This window comes from Brevibacillus sp. BD137 (assembly GCF_041644655.1).
Taxonomy (GTDB): Bacteria; Bacillota; Bacilli; order Brevibacillales; family Brevibacillaceae; genus Brevibacillus; species Brevibacillus brevis_D.
This window is the reverse complement of record NZ_JAOTNO010000014.1, coordinates 111,430-128,819: the sequence shown is the minus strand read 5'-3', so window position 1 is coordinate 128,819 and position 17,390 is coordinate 111,430. Positions and strand designations below refer to the sequence as shown.

The 17,390-nt window shown below is 49.3% G+C and carries 16 protein-coding genes; 11 read left to right on the top strand and 5 right to left on the bottom strand.

All coding sequences use genetic code 11. The features are described 5' to 3' along the window. Positions 1 to 77: 77 nt before the first annotated feature. The 8 genes from ODZ53_RS24385 to ODZ53_RS24350 all read left to right on the top strand — a co-directional run bounded on the left by ODZ53_RS24385 (position 78) and on the right by ODZ53_RS24350 (position 9,098). Complete coding sequence (locus ODZ53_RS24385; RefSeq protein ID WP_372680668.1) at positions 78 to 2,882, top strand: calcium-translocating P-type ATPase, SERCA-type; 2,805 nt, start codon at positions 78 to 80, stop codon at positions 2,880 to 2,882. A 30-nt stretch (positions 2,883 to 2,912) separates the two neighbouring features. Continuing rightward, positions 2,913 to 3,629 (top strand): sporulation protein YunB, encoded by a 717-nt coding sequence (yunB, locus tag ODZ53_RS24380; protein ID WP_199928239.1) that lies wholly within the window; start codon positions 2,913 to 2,915, stop codon positions 3,627 to 3,629. Positions 3,630 to 3,755: 126 nt separating this feature from the next. Beyond that, complete coding sequence (locus ODZ53_RS24375; protein ID WP_372680665.1) at positions 3,756 to 4,730, top strand: copper amine oxidase N-terminal domain-containing protein; 975 nt, start codon at positions 3,756 to 3,758, stop codon at positions 4,728 to 4,730. A 120-nt stretch (positions 4,731 to 4,850) separates the two neighbouring features. Further along, positions 4,851 to 5,924: a PAS domain-containing sensor histidine kinase gene (locus ODZ53_RS24370; protein ID WP_026133877.1), complete on the top strand. Its 1,074-nt coding sequence runs from the start codon at positions 4,851 to 4,853 to the stop codon at positions 5,922 to 5,924. Beyond that, positions 5,896 to 6,552: a response regulator transcription factor gene (locus ODZ53_RS24365; RefSeq protein WP_012684149.1), complete on the top strand. Its 657-nt coding sequence runs from the start codon at positions 5,896 to 5,898 to the stop codon at positions 6,550 to 6,552. The genes ODZ53_RS24370 and ODZ53_RS24365 overlap by 29 nt, the downstream gene beginning before the upstream one ends. A 197-nt stretch (positions 6,553 to 6,749) precedes the next feature. Beyond that, the gene (locus tag ODZ53_RS24360) at positions 6,750 to 6,917 is read left to right on the top strand and encodes a hypothetical protein (protein ID WP_012684150.1); all 168 of its coding nucleotides are present in this window, start codon (positions 6,750 to 6,752) and stop codon (positions 6,915 to 6,917) included. A 24-nt stretch (positions 6,918 to 6,941) separates the two neighbouring features. Beyond that, positions 6,942 to 7,409, top strand: coding sequence for a cytochrome c oxidase subunit II (locus ODZ53_RS24355; RefSeq protein ID WP_012684151.1), 468 nt, complete (start codon positions 6,942 to 6,944; stop codon positions 7,407 to 7,409). A gap of 15 nt (positions 7,410 to 7,424) precedes the next feature. After that, a complete protein-coding gene (locus ODZ53_RS24350) occupies positions 7,425 to 9,098 on the top strand; it encodes a b(o/a)3-type cytochrome-c oxidase subunit 1 (RefSeq protein ID WP_012684152.1) in 1,674 nt (557 codons plus the stop codon). 58 nt (positions 9,099 to 9,156) lie between these two features. Here the strand turns inward: ODZ53_RS24350 and ODZ53_RS24345 are convergent, their stop codons facing one another. Then, entirely contained in the window at positions 9,157 to 9,912 is a 756-nt protein-coding gene (locus ODZ53_RS24345) for an SDR family NAD(P)-dependent oxidoreductase (RefSeq protein ID WP_372680662.1), read from the bottom strand. Between the two features lie 125 nt (positions 9,913 to 10,037). On the opposite strand from ODZ53_RS24345, the gene ODZ53_RS24340 reads away from it, so the two are divergent. Then, positions 10,038 to 10,670, top strand: coding sequence for a nitroreductase family protein (locus ODZ53_RS24340; RefSeq protein WP_087345705.1), 633 nt, complete (start codon positions 10,038 to 10,040; stop codon positions 10,668 to 10,670). Between the two features lie 322 nt (positions 10,671 to 10,992). On the opposite strand, the gene ODZ53_RS24335 is transcribed toward ODZ53_RS24340, so the two are convergent. The 4 genes from ODZ53_RS24335 to ODZ53_RS24320 form a co-directional block, all read right to left on the bottom strand. Beyond that, a complete protein-coding gene (locus tag ODZ53_RS24335) occupies positions 10,993 to 11,043 on the bottom strand; it encodes a putative holin-like toxin (protein WP_231504337.1) in 51 nt (16 codons plus the stop codon). Positions 11,044 to 11,294: 251 nt separating this feature from the next. Further along, the gene (locus tag ODZ53_RS24330; protein WP_372680659.1) at positions 11,295 to 12,689 is read right to left on the bottom strand and encodes an ATP-binding protein; all 1,395 of its coding nucleotides are present in this window, start codon (positions 12,687 to 12,689) and stop codon (positions 11,295 to 11,297) included. Next, positions 12,676 to 13,383: a response regulator transcription factor gene (locus ODZ53_RS24325; protein ID WP_016738814.1), complete on the bottom strand. Its 708-nt coding sequence runs from the start codon at positions 13,381 to 13,383 to the stop codon at positions 12,676 to 12,678. Before ODZ53_RS24325 ends, ODZ53_RS24330 begins: the two co-directional genes overlap by 14 nt. A 37-nt stretch (positions 13,384 to 13,420) precedes the next feature. Continuing rightward, the gene (locus ODZ53_RS24320; protein ID WP_372680657.1) at positions 13,421 to 14,785 is read right to left on the bottom strand and encodes a VCBS repeat-containing protein; all 1,365 of its coding nucleotides are present in this window, start codon (positions 14,783 to 14,785) and stop codon (positions 13,421 to 13,423) included. A 250-nt stretch (positions 14,786 to 15,035) separates the two neighbouring features. Here ODZ53_RS24320 and ODZ53_RS24315 point away from each other — a divergent pair, with 250 nt between their 5' ends. Beyond that, a complete protein-coding gene (locus ODZ53_RS24315; protein WP_012684160.1) occupies positions 15,036 to 15,992 on the top strand; it encodes a hypothetical protein in 957 nt (318 codons plus the stop codon). Between the two features lie 169 nt (positions 15,993 to 16,161). Beyond that, a complete protein-coding gene (locus ODZ53_RS24310) occupies positions 16,162 to 17,376 on the top strand; it encodes a GTP-binding protein (protein WP_372680655.1) in 1,215 nt (404 codons plus the stop codon). Positions 17,377 to 17,390 lie beyond the last annotated feature (14 nt).

The window sequence follows — 17,390 nt, the reverse complement described above, 5'->3', positions numbered from 1 at the left end:
AATGGACGGGTTGTTTTATTTTCTAGCTCGTCTGCATACACATGAAAATGAGTGAGATGTGGATGGAGGAGATGTAGGTGGATACACAGCCAATTCGAAAATGGTACACGCTGGCGGCGGCCGACGTGACCGAAGCCCTTCATAGTGATGCTGCGCAAGGGTTGACTCAGCAGGAGGCGGAGCGGCGACTGGCTAAACAAGGTGCCAACCAGTTGGCTGAACAAAAGCGAAAGCCTCTCTACTCGGTCTTTGTTGATCAGTTCAAGGATTTTATGGTACTCATCCTGTTCATTGCAACGTTGATCTCGTACTTCCTCGGAGAGTACCTGGATGCGATTGCGATTATTGCGATCATCCTCATTAACGGCATCCTCGGTTTTATTCAGGAGGCCAAGGCTGAGAGATCCTTGCAAGCGCTAAAGGAGCTGGCATCCCCAATGGCGCGCGTCATCCGGGGTGGGAACATTTCCATGATACCGGCTTCGCGGCTGGTGCCTGGTGACCTGGTGCAATTGGAGGCTGGGGATCGTGTTCCCGCAGATTTGCGTTTGCTTTCGGCCAATCGGCTAGAGGTAGAGGAGTCTGCATTGACAGGAGAGTCTGTTCCCGTCGGGAAAAACGTGAAAAGACTGGAAACAGCCCAGGCCTCCACTGTACCGCTTGGCGACCAAAAAAATCTCGCGTTCATGGGCACGATGGTGACCGGAGGAACAGGGAACGGTATCGTCGTAGCGACAGGGATGAGTACAGAAATTGGGAAAATCGCGCACTTGATGAATACAGCGGAAGAAGCAGAAACACCTTTGCAGCTGCGCTTGGAGCAAATGGGCAAAATTCTCGTGGTCGTCGCACTACTATTGACGATTGTGGTCATTGCTGCTGGTGTCTGGCATGGTCATGAGCTGTTTACGATGTTCCTCGCCGGGGTGAGTCTCGCAGTAGCGGCTATTCCGGAAGGCTTGCCGGCTATTGTGACTGTCGCGCTAGCGCTTGGCGTCCAGAGGATGATCCGCCGCAATGCGATCGTACGCAAGCTGCCATCAGTCGAGACGTTGGGCTGCGCCTCTGTTATTTGCTCCGACAAAACAGGGACCCTGACTCAAAATAAAATGACCGTTACTCAAGTGTGGCACAGCGATTCCACGTATGAGGTGAGCGGTAGCGGCTACGCACCAGAGGGATCTTTTCACTATCTGGGGAAAATGGTGTCTCCCGCCCGTGACGGGGCTCTCACGCAAATGATCCGAATCGCAGACCGATGCAACAACGCCCGATTGACATGCGAGGAACAAAGCACGCGCAATTTGCTTGGGATGGGCAAGGCATCCCGCTTTTGGCAAGTCATAGGCGACCCGACAGAAGGTGCTCTCAAGGTGCTTGCCGCAAAGGCATTGGGCGGCAATACAGAGCGTAGCGCCCCAAAGAATCAGGGACAGCGTGTGGAGGAGCTCCCCTTTGATTCTGACCGCAAAATGATGTCTGTCGTCGAAAAGGGGACGGACGGTGTGTATTCCCTGCTGACCAAAGGCGCGGCGGAGGCATTGCTGGCGAGATCGACACACATTTTGTGGAAGGGTGAGCTCATTCCACTCTCCGCAACGCTTCGTCACCAGGTACTGGAGCAAACGGAACACATGGCGGGTAAAGCGTTGCGCGTACTGGGCTTCGCCTATAAGACACTGCAAGGCTATCGCCCGGGACAGCCGATTGGCTCCCTGGAAAACAATCTTGTCTTTGTCGGATTGGCCGGGATGATCGATCCACCGCGTGAAGAGGTGCGTCCAGCGATCGATCTTTGCCATCAAGCAGGGATCAAGACAGTCATGATTACAGGCGACCATAAGGTGACAGCAGAAGCAATCGCCCGTCAGATTGGTTTGATGCGTGGCTACGGAGAAGTATTGGAGGGGCGGGAGCTGGATGGCATGTCAGATGAGCAACTCGCAGAGTATGCGGAGCGAGTGACTGTCTATGCCCGTGTGTCTCCAGAGCACAAGCTTCGGATCGTCCGTGCCCTGCAAAGCCAAGGACATGTTGTCGCCATGACCGGGGACGGTGTCAATGATGCTCCTGCGATCAAGACCTCAGACATTGGGATCGCGATGGGGATTACCGGTACGGATGTGACGAAGGAAGCGGCCGATCTCGTGCTGCGCGACGATAACTTCGCCACGATTGTCGCCGCCGTCGAGGAAGGGCGTAACATCTATGACAACATTCGAAAATTCATCCGTTATTTGCTGGCGTCCAACGTGGGCGAGATTCTCGTCATGTTTTTTGCAATGCTCCTCGGACTTCCTTTGCCTTTGGTGCCGATCCAGATCTTGTGGGTCAATCTCGTGACGGATGGTTTACCGGCCATGGCGCTGGGCATCGATCAGGCGGAGAAAGATACGATGTATCAGAAGCCGCGCAACAAGGCAGAGAACATATTCAGCCGAGGGTTGGGCTGGAAAATTATTAGCCGCGGCTTTCTCATCGGGACCATGACACTGCTTGCGTTCTGGTTGACTCTCAAAGAGAATCCGAATGACTTGGTGCATGCCCAAACGGTCGCTTTCGTCACGTTGGTGATGGCGCAGCTGATTCACGTTTTCGATTGCCGAAGTCAATACAGTGTTTTTCACCGCAATGTATTTGAAAACAAATACCTCGTTTGGGCCGTACTTTCGTCGATCGTGCTCGTGATCGGTGTCGTATACATGGAGGCACTCCAGCCGATCTTCAAAACAACGGATTTGAATCTGCGCGATTGGGCATTAATTTTGGTCGCGGCAGGAGTTCCTACGTTTGTCGCGGGAATCGGTGGGGTGCTTACCGGCGGCAGACAACGCAAAAGCAAAGAAAAAAGCCCAGCTATGCGTACGGTTCGTCCTGACTAACCGAGCCGCCAAAGGGGAGAGGGAGCCATCGTGCGCGTGAGAAGGGGAGGCTGGAAAAGACGTAGAAGGAGAATTTTTGCTGGGATCCTGCTGATCATTGTGGTATTGATTGTTTTGTTTATCGTTGTGGAACGCAGGGTGGAGCCGACGTTGATGCTGATTGCCCAGGCCAAGGCAGAGCAGGTCGCCAAGCTCGCGATTACCGATGCAGTCACCAAACGCATGACCCAGCAGGGTGTCGACGTCAACGAAGTTGTCATCATGGAGAAAGACGAGAGTGGTAGCATCAAAGCGGTGAATTTTAATTTCAAAGAGTATTCCCGGATTGTGGGGGAAACGACAGCCCGTATTCAAAATCGCTTGAAGGAATTTGAGCAGGAGCACGTCCAGACAACCATACCACTAGGCTTGGCTACCAAAAACGTCTTTCTGGAGCACATTGGGCCTGATATTCCGGTGTCGTTCGTTCCGATTGGCGCCGTCAAAACGAAGCTGGAAACAGGCCTGAAGCAAGCCGGGATCAATATGGTGCTGGTGACTGTCTACATTCACGTCGAAGTCGATTTGCGGGTCATTATCCCGTTTGCGACCAAGCAACAGACGGTCACTACACAAATCCCAGTCTCCGAAGCCCTGATCGTCGGCAAGGTACCAACTTATTTGTATGACAACCCATCAGGCAAGCCCGATGTACCGATGCCGCAAACGAACCAAGTCCCAGGTAACCAAATCCCAAGCCAGCCGTGATGTTTTTCGCTTATACATGAAGGATTTACACATCTATGAAAAATTTGTTGAAACGTTTCTGAAAGGGTGCCGTCCAATGAATAGAGACACACAAAAACAATCAAGCACATTGGAGGCATAAACAATATGAAAACAATCCGTACAGGTATGATGACAATCGCGGCACTGGCCGCTTTGGGAACTAGCGTGGTATCCGCAACCTCCGAACCAGTAAAAGAACTTTCTGTTAACATAAACGGTCAAGCAATCGCACAGGATGCGATCTTCGATAAAGGTCAACAAACCGTACTGGTTCCACTTCGTCCTGTTGCTGAAGCCCTTGGTTTCAAAGTAAGCTGGAACGACAAGGAAAAAGCAGCAGAAGTGCAAAGAGGCGCGATCACCAGCTACGCAAAAGAAGGAGAGGATCGTTATCCTTTCGCAAAAATGTACAAAACGTTGGGAGCAGAGCCTCGCGTACTGAATGGCAGCACCTATGTGCCAGTTAAATTCGTAGACGAAATCCTGCAAGCAGACGTGAATGTAACCGATGATACAGTGACTGTAGTGGAGGACGAAATCGCTCCTATGCGCACAGGTACCATTACGAACATCAGCAAATCCGATAAAGGCTACTCAGTTACACTGAACATCTATGAATCTGGCATCATCCTGCACCTGACAGAAGACACCAAAATTACGGATGAAGCTGGTAAAGTACTGAAGCCAGAAGACTTGAAGCTGGGTATGGCCGTAGATGCTACGACCGAAAAATTCATGGCGATGAGCATGCCGCCACAAACAAGTGCGCTCAGCATTACGGTAAAAGGCGGCTTGGAGACTCAGGACATCCTGGGAACAGCGGGAAAAATAGCGAGCATCTCTGCTGACAAAGAGGGCAACTACAAAATGCTCGTAGAGGGTCGCGGTATTACCGGAACCTCTCAAGAAAAAATCAACCTGAACATTACCGAGAAAACGGTGATCATCAATGCGCGAGACAACAAGGTACTCTCGCCAGCTGAGCTGAAAGAGGATATGCAAGTAGTTGCCTTCTACGGCCCAATGATGACGAAGAGCCTGCCGCCTATCGGCACTGCTGAAAAAATCGTAGTAGAGTAAGAGAAAGTACGGGATGGCATTTGCTGTCCCGTTTTCTTATGTTCAGGGAATTCCCTGATACACTTTCTTTTATGGAAACTTTACAATAACGTTAGGATGATTGTCTCAAAAGGAGGAGCCATGGGTACGTCGAGTGAAGTGCTTTCCCTGATGCAGTCCATCTTTGCCAACGTCAGCGATGCGATCCTGGTGATTGATCAGGAGGGACGAATCGTAAAAGCCAATGCTGCGTTGGAGCAGATGACGGGCTGGACAGAAGAAGAGCTGATTCGAGATAAACATATTTGCGAGCTGTGTCTCGGAATGGCAACGTGTATGGAAGAAACGAGCTGCGCGGATTGCTTTTTTAAGCGCGTGCAAATGCCTTCATTCGAAATGAGGCTCCGAACGAAATCGGGTGTGGATTACCCTGTCGCTGCCAGCTCAGCGAGGCTAGAGGATGAATCGCAGGGGAAGCTGGTCATGATTTTGCGTGATATGTCTGCGCAACAGCGAGTGGAAAAAGAGCGCTACCAGTACAAGCTGACGAATTTTGCGATCCAAGCACAAGAAGAAGAGCGAAAGCGCATCGCCCGGGAGCTGCATGATGGCGTAGGGCAGGCGCTTTATAGTATTTTAGTGGGACTAAACGTAGTCAGACAACGAGAATTGAGCGAGCCGGTTATGCAGCATGTCGCGGAATTGGTGAATATGACTTCCAAGGCGATGGAGGAAGTGAAGCGTATGGCACTGGAGCTGCGTCCATCTGCACTGGATGATCTCGGTTTACTGCCTGCCTTACGTTCGTTGATGAAACGGGTGGAAAAGACGTTTCACATCCAGGTGGAGCTACATGTTCAGGGGGAAAAACGCAGATACTCCGCTGCGATGGAAACAGCACTGTACCGAATTGTACAGGAAGCCATGACGAATACGGCAAAATACGCAAAGGCGAGTCATCTAGGAATCATGTTCGAGAATAGGGAGAAGGAAATTGTCGTCACGATTGTGGATGACGGCGTAGGATTTGAAGTAGAGAAAACATTGAAAATCGGCAAAGGTCTCGGTGTGTTTGGCATGAAGGAGCGTGCCCAGCTGCTTGGTGGTACCGTTGATATTCGCTCCGCACCCGAGGAAGGAACGACGGTGATCGTCCGAATTCCGGTGCCGAAGGAGGGGGTAGAGGATGAGCATTCGTGTCTTGATCGCCGATGATCATGCGATTGTACGCTCTGGGCTGGGGATGCTGATCAACGCTCAGGAGGACATGGAAGTCGTCGGTTATGCGGCTGACGGAAAAGAGGCATGTGAAAAAGCATGGGAAGTCCGGCCCAACGTCGTCCTGATGGATTTGAGCATGCCGCCTGGGGAAAACGGCTTGACGGCAACGGCCAGACTGAAGGAAACGGCACCAGACATTCAGGTGCTCGTGCTTACGATGCATGATGACGAGGAATACTTGTTTCGGGTACTGCAAGCCGGTGCTGCTGGCTATATTTTAAAAAGCGCCCCTGACCTCGATTTGATCACGGCGATCCGCTCGGTCAATCAGGGCATGGCGTATTTGTATCCATCTGCGACGAAATCTCTGATCGAGGAATTTCTGCAAATGGTCAAGAACGGTGAAGAGCAGGCCAAGTACGACATCCTGACTGATCGGGAAAAAGAAGTGCTGGTCTTGATCGCAAAGGGCTTTAGCAACAAGGAAATTGCCGAGCAGCTCACTGTTTCCGTCAAGACGGTAGAATCGCATAAAGCGCATATTATGGAAAAGCTCCATCTACGTACGCGGCCTGATTTGGTGCGGTATGCGATAAAGAAGGGCTGGCTGGATTTTGAGTAAGGACGATCCCAATACGGGGTCGTCTTTTTTTGTGTCGAACCTGTGAACAAAAATGGTCATAAAAAGGTCGAAATCAGGGGTTTCCCGGAACATTTTAGGGGATTTCCCCGAATTACTTCCAAGGGGTTCCAGCGGTAGAATGAAGGCGTGAAAACTACACCGCGCCCGTGAGGCACGTAGGAAAGGAGAAGAGCGCGATGGAGACGCAAGTTAACAAGGCGGAGAAAGGCAAGAAATCAAAATCCAGCAAGCTGCAAACGGACCAGGAAGACTTGAAGGGAACGTTTGTCGCGGTTCTGATCGTCGGAGGTATCATTCTAGTCGGTTGGTTGGGTGTATTTGGGCTTTTCCTGGATAGGGCGTAATAAGGGAAGTAAAGGAGGGTACTTATGCATTTGCATCGATATGAAAAAATCTGGTTGATGCTTGGCGCAGGCGGTTTGGCCTTATTTATTGTATTGTTGTGCGTCAATGCGTTTGCCATGGGGATGGCTCCGCCAAGTAATATGGAAATGATTGATCCGGAGAAGGTTACGGAGACGCCTCCTTTTGATAAACCAGGCTTGAAACAGGTAGGAGACAACGAATACGACGCTTACATGACAGCATTTGCTTTCGGCTTCTCTCCGACCAAGATGGAAATACCAGTTGGCGCAACGGTGAATTTCCACGTCACGAGTCCAGACGTTATTCACGGATTCCAGATTCCAGAGACCAACATTAACTTCATGGTACTGCCTGGACACATCAGCTCGGCGACACACACGTTTGACAAGCCAGGTGAGTATTTAATCCTTTGTAACGAATACTGTGGCGCAGGTCATCAGGTAATGGCGACCACAATTATTGTGAAATAAAGGTAGGTGAATCCTATGGTAATCGCACGGAAGGTCGAAGATACACTCCCCCATGTCCCGGTTCAGCGTTCTGCGGCAAGGCTTAGTTTGGCCTATGTGTGGGTAGCTTATATTGCATTCGGTTTGGCAGCTGTGGCTGGGATGGTACAGGGCATGGTTCGCGGTGGAATCATGGAACTACCGAGCTGGACAAATTACTATCAAATTTTGACCGCCCATGGCGTGTTGATGGCACTTATTTTTACCACGTACTTCATCGTCGGATTTATTTTCTCAGGAGTCGCCCGCACGACAGGTGGTTCCTTGCACGGAGCTGCCCTGAAATTTGGATGGGCTGGCTGGATTCTCATGACGCTAGGGACGTTGATGGCTGTTGTTACCATTCTGTTGAATGAAGCCTCTGTCCTTTATACGTTCTACGCACCACTGAAAGCATCTCCGTACTTTTACATTGGTTCTGCCTTGCTCGTAGTAGGAAGCTGGCTAGCGGGATTCGGGGTTTTTGCCAGCTATCGTAAATGGAAACGCGAAAATAAAGGGAAAACGTCTCCACTGTTCCTCTACATGGGAGTCACTACTTACATTTTGTGGATTACTGCGACGATTCCTGTAGCGGTGGAGGTTCTGTTCCAACTCATCCCGTGGTCACTCGGGTTGGTTCCGACGATTAATATCATGCTCAGCCGTACTCTGTTCTGGTTTTTCGGTCATCCACTCGTTTATTTCTGGCTATTGCCTGCTTATATGGCGTGGTATGTATGTTTACCAAGAATCATTGGCGGTCACATCTTCAGTGATTCACTCAGTCGACTCGCTTTTATCTGCCTGCTGTTGTTCTCGATTCCTGTCGGGTTCCACCACCAATTGATGGAGCCGGGGATCTCACCAGCATGGAAAATGATCCACGTGACACTGACGCTGATTGTTGTAATCCCGTCTTTGATGACAGCATTTTCGATGTTTGCCATTTTTGAAACAACTGGACGTAAAAAAGGCGGAGTTGGACTTTTTGGTTGGTTCAAAAAACTGCCTTGGACAGACGTACGTTTCTTTGCTCCATTTGTAGGAATGCTGTTCTTCATTCCTGGCGGAGCTGGGGGAATTATTAACGCAAGTAACCAGATTAACGCGGTCGTGCACAATACGATTTGGGTTACCGGTCACTTCCACATCACAGTAGGAGCAGCTGTTGCGCTCACCTTCTTCGGTGTCACCTTCTGGCTAATTCCAGCATTGACTGGACGACAGTTGACCAAGACAGCGAATCGGATGGGAATGGTGCAAACGGTATTCTGGGCAGTAGGAATGTTCTTGATGTCGCTCGCTATGCACACGATGGGCTTGCAAGGGGCGCCACGCCGCACGGACTACACAACGTATATGGATCACCCTTTAGCTCTGGGCTGGATGGATTACCAGCGCTTGATGGCTTTCGGTGGAGGACTGTTGTTCGTATCTGCGATTCTCTTGATCCTGATCTTGCTGTATCTGACTTTCTACGCACCAAAAGGGAATACAGAATATCCGATTGCCGAGACAGAGACAACGCAAGAAGTTCCAAAAATTTTGGAGCGCTGGCCAGTTTGGATCGGATTGGTCGCCTTCCTGATTATTCTCGCGTACGGTTATCCGATTTTGCAACAAATTCAGCACCAAGCACCAGGCTCGCCGCCTTTTGTGACTTGGTAAGACGATACGTACGAAAAAGCCGCTCATTCCATTTGGAAGTTGAGCGGCTCTCCTATTTTTATGGTTCGTATATCATCTTGCGGGTCATTCCGCCGTCTATAATCAGCTCAGTACCCGTAATGAAATCGTTGTCCTTTTGTGTCAAAAATAGACATGCACGGGCAATATCGTCGGGTGTTCCTACGCGACCTACCGGATGCTGGGCATGATCACCGGGACGAAGAGCGGCATAATCGCGGTGCTCAATCCAGCCGGGAGAGATCGCGTTGACACGAATCCCATCGGGGCCGAGTGAGACACCAAGCGCATGTGTTAAGGATAAAATGCCTCCTTTGGAAGCCGCGTATGCTTCCGAGTGTGGCTCAGACATGTGCGCCCGCGTCGAACAAAGATTAAGGATAGCCCCTCCACCATGGCGACGCATGATTTTGGCTGCTTCTCTCGATGCGAGAAAAACACTACGCAAATTCGTGTTCAAGATATGGTCCCATGCTTCGATAGTCAGTTCATAGGGAGATTCCCATACGGACAAGCCCGCGTTGTTGATCAAAACGTCGAGTCGCCCCCAGCGTTCATCGACGGTTCTCATCAACTGTTCGATCTGCACTGGTACGCTGACGTCGATGTGCTCGAAGTGTGCAGTACCTTTCACTGCTTCTGTCGAGTTGATTAGTGAGGCCGTTTCCTCTCCCGCAGCACGATTGTACTCGGCGATGACGACATGTGCTCCTTCGGCAGCATACATGGTGGCGACAGCCCGTCCGATACCTTGGCCACCGCCAGTGACGATGACAATGTTATCCGTGTATTTCATCGAGAGTGCCTCCAAACAATAGGGTATGAAGCAAATGTAAAAAGTAATTGCAAAATGTTCGTAACGATAATAAAGTAAGTATATCTTTTTAACAGCGTACTATACAGTATGGAGGAGATTCAACTATGAATACTGAACTGAAAATTACCGCTGAACAGGTAATGGAAGCCCGTCACAGCGTGCGTAAATACGATCCGAATGAAAAAATTCCACAAGGCGAGCTGAACGAAATCCTGCGTCTTGCTGCAAGTGCGCCATCAGCCTGGAATTTGCAGCATTGGCGTTTTCTCGTCGTAACTGATCCTGCGATCAAAGAAAAACTGCTCCCAATTGCATACAACCAGCAGCAGGTAGTGGATGCTTACGCTACGATCATTATTCTCGGCGATTTGGAGGCTTACAAGTCTGCTCGCCCTGTTTATGATGAAGCATTGGCAAAAGGTTACGTTACAGAGCAAGTGCGGGAGAACATGATCGCACAAATCGAAGGGGCGTACAATAACAACCCGGAAATCGCGCGTGATGAAGCAATCCGTAATTCATCCTATGCAGCGATGCAGCTCATGCTGGCGGCAAAAGCAAAAGGATACGACACGTGCCCAATGGGTGGCTACAACCGTGATGCGCTCATTAAAGAGCTGAACATCCCATCCCGCTATTTGCCAACACTCATGCTGACTTTGGGGAAAGCAAGCGTGCAAGCTTATTCGACTTCCCGTTTCGGCTTGGATCAATTGGTTATTCAAAATAGCTTCTAATATCGTGTTCCAACAGCAAAAAACTCATCCACGCCACATGTATCAATGTGGCAAGGGTGAGTTTTTTCCGTTGCTTCATTGTGCAAGTTTGCTTTTTCCGAAGCGTCAATCAAAGATTGAACGTATATCAACTAACATGTTATATTGGTGATATGATATACTCTATATCGTATAAGGTTTTTTCTTAATGGATTCGGATATAAATAAAACCGTAGGTGTTCCCGCACCCACGGTTACTTCAATAGACGTTCCCACAAGGGAGCGGCTCCATATGTGTTACAGTGAAAAGACCGCCGCCTGGCCTCGCAAGCTCAAGGGCGGTCTATTTCTTTTTGAGGTAAGTAAGCAGCGCCAAAATGAACATGCCAAACATAAACATAAGCGTCAGCGCTTGATAAACCTCCACCAGCATCACCCCCTCTTTTTTAGACATGAGAGAGTGAGCCGACCACCCTTGAGAGATCTCGTTCTATTGAATTACCTTAATTTTACGAAAAGTGATAAGGAAAGACAATGAAAATACCTGATAGAAATGATATTACCGGGAACAAGCGAAAGTGACGAGTCAATTCCTCTTATACTTTCTCACGAAAAAAGGCAGGAGAGCGATTTGCTCTTCCTGCCTTATTGATTCGCCAACAACGGTAAATCCACCATAATCGATGTTCCTTGACCAAGGGCGCTGCTGACCGAAAACCGCCCGGCATGGAGTTGAATGATCTCTTTGCAGATCGCCAATCCCAGACCACTGCCGGAGAGCTTGGAGCGTCCCTTGAAAAACTTTTCGGTTACATGCGGCAGGTCTTCTGGGTTAATGCCTTCGCCAGTATCCGTGACGGTGACAAGAAGCCTATCGGCTGACAAGGAAGCTGCGATGACGATTGAGCCATTTTGTGGCGTGAATTTTAACGCGTTGTCCAATAGATTCACAAATACTTGCTTTAGCCGATTCGGGTCTCCCATAACGATAAGTGGGGTGGGGGGAGTCTCAAGCTTCAACTCGATTTGTTTTGCATGGGCACGTACTGAAAATTGAAGATGCAAATCTTGGAGAAGCTCCCGGACATCCATGCGTACACGAGACAATTTCATCTCACCGGATTGAAACTTCGAGAAATCGAGCAATTCCTCGACGAGCCCGATCAAACGATCTGTCTCCTTGGAGATGACCTCCAGACCGAGCATCGTCTCCTCAGGTTCTTCCAAACCACCCGAAATAAGTGTTTCGCCCCACCCTTTAATCGACGTAAGTGGGGTACGCAGCTCATGGGAGACAGAAGAGATAAAGTCATTTTTCAGCTTTTCGTTTTTCCCGATCTCCGTTGCCATGTAATTGAAAGTATCCGCGAGAGTTCCTACCTCATCATCGAATCGTTTTGGAGCGCGGACAGAAAAATTTCCTTCTGCCATTTGTTTAGCCGCGTTGGTTAAATCTTCGATAGGGTCAACGATTCGTTTTGCCATGAGCAGGCTGAGTGCAAAAGCCAGGATGACTACGCCTGTCCCAACGCCAGCGCCGTACAAGGCAATGCGATTTACTGCTTGGTAGAGCGGTTCAGCAGAGATCGTGTACCGCAGAACACCTACGAATTCTCCGCTGTACGTAAGCGGGTTGGACACCGCGATGACACGCTCCCGCGACTGAGGACTTTTCCCGATGTAGAGACCACTTTGTCCCTTGAGGGCATCCATCACATCAGGGGTATTGATGATCTCGCTGGTCTGAAAGCCGTAGGAGTTGAGAATGACCTTTCCCCCTGGGTCTAAGACCTCAATTTTGGCGTATTCCTGATTCGAAACATTCTCCAAAATGTATCGTGCTTTGTCTTTTAACCGATAGCCAGTGGCGTACTTGTTAATAAAATTGGTAAAGGTCGTGCTGCGGGTCACTAATGCCTCGGTCGCAGTCCCGATGTAATACGTATGAACGGCCCAGTAAAACAGTCCTTCCAAAAGCAACACGATCAGAAGGAGGATCAGGCCGAAATGAAGAACCAGCCTACTTTTAATGCCTTTCATCTGGGACGTCCTTTCGCCACAGGTAGCCATACCCCCAGACTGTCTCCAGGAAAGCTGGATGAGCCGGATCGTCTTCGATTTTTTGCCGAATTCGGCGGATATTCACATCAACGATTTTTAAATCTCCGACAAAAAATTGACCCCAAACCGCTGTCAAAATCTCGTCCCGACTGATGGCTTTGTTCGCATTTTCTGCGAGTAATTTGATGATGGCAAATTCTTTCGGCGTGAGGTCAATTTCTTGCTCCACCCGAATTAGCTTTCGTTCATCGAGCAATAGTCTGAAGGGGGCAATGTTAATTTCATTTTTGTCCTCGGCTTCAGGAATGGGTGTCAATCTGCGGTGCAACGCTTTGACACGGGCCAGCAGTTCCGCAGGGCTAAACGGCTTGGAGACGTAATCGTCCGCCCCGAATTCGAGACCCATGACTTTGTCCAGCTCCTGGCTTTTCGCCGTCAACATAATGATCCCGAGACGCGGATATTTTTTTCGTAGCTGCCCACATACTTCGAAGCCATCAATGCCGGGGAGCATGACGTCGAGAATCGCGATGACGATGTCCGTTTGTTGATCTGCGAGATCAAGTGCTTCTTCTCCGGTGCCAGCCTCGATCACCTCATAGCCTTCGCGCTTGAGATTGATGCGCACAAAATCCCGGATGGATTTCTCGTCTTCCAGTAATAGAACCTTCATTGGGCAAATCTCCTTGATAAGGATTTACTATTTCACTTTATTCCCGGTTCGTCATCGGTTTGTAGAGCTGACGAATCTCCTCCGCGGTAAGCTGCATGGATCGATATTCCGCAAGAGCAGCCTTTCCAAGGGTAGGGGTTGTTTGCGGTAAAATGGCGATCAAAACTTGTTTGCCCTCTTCCTTCAGCAAAATGTAGGGAACTTGCTTTTGCTTCAATCCGCTCTCAAATTTGATCCATTCGTTTTGTGGAATGCTTTGCAGCGTTAGTAATTCCGCCTTATTTTTCCCATTCGCGCCGTAATATTGGAATCGGACTAGAAGTGGATTCGTATCATGGTTGATGGAGATGGTGTACTTTTCGCCCCATTTTGCCGGAATCTTGAGGTCAAAGCCCTGTGAGTAATTTTGATAATGATCCTCGATGTGTTTCAAGCCCGTTTTCCCGTCCCATTGGAAGTAGGAGGAGATCCAAGGGATTTCTGCCATGGCTAAATCCTCTGTCCCAGCGGGTTGTATCTTTGTGCCGATCTCGATGATGCCATCACCGTTGATATCTTCACTTTCCAAAGAATACGGCTTGAAGGTCAGGTCCATCTCTCCTTCTATTTTTGCCAAAGGGTTGGACAATTGTCCATTGTCCCAGAGGAGTAGTTCAGTGGAAGCAGAGTGAGCACCTAATCCAGCATCAATAAATAGTCCGTTTCGAGTTGGTGATGCTTTTCCGATGATAGCCTGATAGTAGCCATTCACATATCCGTCAAGGGCTAGCTCCGTCTTTTTGGCGATTGTGCCGTTCGCCGCCCCATACAGCTCGGCTTTGGATGTGAAGTTATTTTTATCGAGAACAACGAGAGCGAGATCCTCCTGATTATCTCCTGTCAAATCGCCTACGGCCATAATGGTATAGGGCTGCTTCATCAATTCTTGGGTCATATTATTCGCTAGCGAATAAACGGAGAGCTCTTTGTTCAAATCTTCGCCGCCGCCCATTCCAATCAGCATTTCCGGAATTTTGTCCCCTGTGAGATCTTGAAAGGAGACGTAATCCAATTCACTGCCGACACCCGTAAAGGAGGAGAGCTTTTCCCAGTTTCCTTGCTTTTGGGTAAGCACAAGCACACCGATTTCATAATCGGTTTTTTCGGTTTTGTAAAAAGCGACGACCTCTGCAACCCCATCTCCGTTTAGATCCTGTAGGGAGACGGCACTGGCTTCTGCGGGATGAAGAGGAACAGATAATTGTGACCCAGCCGGCAAAAATTGCATGACGGCCTGATTGATTGATTTTTGATCGCCGTCTGCTGACGGGGCGCGCATCAATTCATTGGGTGTATCTGTGAGTCCGCAACCGCTAACAAGCGAGGCGCAGAGTGCTGTCGTTACGAGCCAAGCCTTTTTCATTTCAAATGTTCCTTTCTATTGCTGCATCCATTTGACTATATTGTAGCTTGCCCATCCCGCAAATTTGTTGCAAAACGGTAAAAAAAACCGTTTTCGAGCTTTTCATGAACGAACATGCTCTAAGCTACCTTATACAGGAAAAAAGTGCGAGAGAACAGGGAACATTGTACTAGCAACAATTGACCTAGCAAATTCGTTTAAAAATGTAGGATAGGAGTTGGATGTTATCTATACGAAGGAGGAGAATAGGATGAAAGCATGGCATAAAACGATGGCGGCAGTTCTTTGCAGCGGCACGGTTCTCATGGCTTCGGGTGTTGGGGCTGACCCCGTTCAAGCGACGGGCACCCAATCACAAGCATTTGCGCCGGTAGTCTTATTGCAACCAGAGCAAAATATCCCGTTTACCATACAATTTGTCGATGGATTTGTGGCAAAAGTAACGAACACAAAAACAAAGGCGACCAGTACAGTAGATATATCGGACAATAAGGCTACGTACGTGAAGCAAGGGATTTATCATGCCAATGGAAAGCTGCAAAAGGCAACCAATGGATATACAGAAAAGCTGGTGGAGCTGGTGCCCTTCCGGGATGCGAAAGGAAACCTGCGTTACATGGGCAAGCAAATCCTGCATGGGCTAAACACGGAGGATCGTTTGGCAGTGGCGACCAGTGTGTGGAACGTCGTCGACAAACAACCGCAGCTTTTACAGGTAACGGTTCAAAAAGCAGACTGGGACAATATGCCGTCGACAGATGTGACGATCAATAGCGGCTTCAGTATGAGCAGCGATAGTACCTTTGTCCTCGATACGAAGTATGCAGACGTGACGGGAGACAACATCAAGGATCACATTTTCCTTGTAGGCGATAAGATGGGCGTATCGATGAATCAGACGGCCCATAACCTGCGCGTCGTGGTTCGGGAAGGGAAGGATAATCAGCAGACGTTTATCTCTGTAGGAAAGCACGACAGTGGTATTCTTCCGAAGCTCGCCATCACAGATGGTAATGCCGATCAGGTGAAAGACATCCTCGTCACAATGCCGACTGCGACAGGTCATGTGTATAGTCAGCTTACGTGGAAAGAAAATCGCCCGCAGCCAGTCGTCGATCAGGGGAAATTAAATGATCGTCAGGCGTATCAGCCAGTCATTGGGGTTTATGGTGAAGCGGTTGGGATGAATAAGGCGAAAAAACAATAGGAAAGTAGGTATAGACGAAATCAGTCAGAGTGAAATCTGGCTGATTTTTCTTTAGTTCCTTAAAACTTAATAATTACGTTTTGTATTGACTCTGGATATTTCGATGCGTTATGATAACCACCAAATCGTAATAATTACGTTTTGAGAAAACTGAAAAGGAGAACCTAGCATGAACAAGATTGAAAAGAAAATCCCTGTCACAGTCCTGAGCGGGTACTTGGGAGCGGGCAAAACAACGATACTGAACCATGTCCTGAACAATCGGGATGGGCTACGAGTCGCCGTGATCGTTAACGACTTGAGCGAAGTAAATGTAGACGCTTCTCTTATTCACTCAGGTAGTGGTCTTTCACGCGTGGATGAAAAGGTCGTGGAGCTGTCGAATGGCTGCATTTGCTGTACCCTGCGAGAGGATTTGCTGACGGAGGTAGAGCGTCTTGCTTTGGAAGGACGGTATGATTACATACTGATTGAATCGACGGGAGTAGGCGAGCCGGTTCCTGTCGCCCAGACTTTCACATACGTAGACGAAGAAAATGGCATCGATTTATCGTCTCTATGCCGCCTGGATACGATGGTGACCGTAGTAGATGCGTACCGCTTCTGGCATGACTTTTCGTCCGGCGAAAACCTTTTGGACAGAGGGCAGGCAGTTGGTGAAGAGGATATTCGTGAGGTCGCGGATCTGTTGATCGACCAGATTGAATTCTGTGATGTGTTGATTCTGAACAAATGTGATCGCGTTGCTCCAGATGATTTAATCCAGCTGGAAGCGATTCTGCGCAAGCTACAGCCACATGCTCGCTTCATCCGTGCTGTTCGTGGACAGGTGGACCCGCAAGCAATTTTGAATACCCATCTGTTCGATTTCGAGACTGCCAGTCAATCAGCGGGATGGATTGCTGAGCTCCAGAAGGAAGTGCATACACCTGAGACGGACGAGTACGGTATTTCCTCCTTCGTGTATCGCAGTCGCAGGCCGTTTCATCCAGCCCGTTTTGAAAAGTGGTTGGGGGATTGGCCAGAGGAGATTGTACGTGCCAAAGGATTTTTCTGGTTGGCGACACGAAATGACGTGGCGATGACACTCAGTCAGGCGGGGCCATCCATCGAAATCGGAACGGCAGGCTATTGGACAGCGGCGTTATCGTCAGAAGAGCAACAAGCCATTCTGGTAGAAGAGCCGGATTGGCAGCAAACATGGCATCCCGTACACGGGGATCGGACCACAGAGCTCGTCTTTATCGGGATTGATCTGAACCAGGAGCAAATCGTGAAGCATCTCGATGCATGTCTCCTGACCGATGAGGAGTACGAGGCGGACTGGAGTAAGCTGCCCGATCCACTCCCAACAGCAGATGCTGTTATCGAGACGACATTGTAAACAAAAAAGAGGAG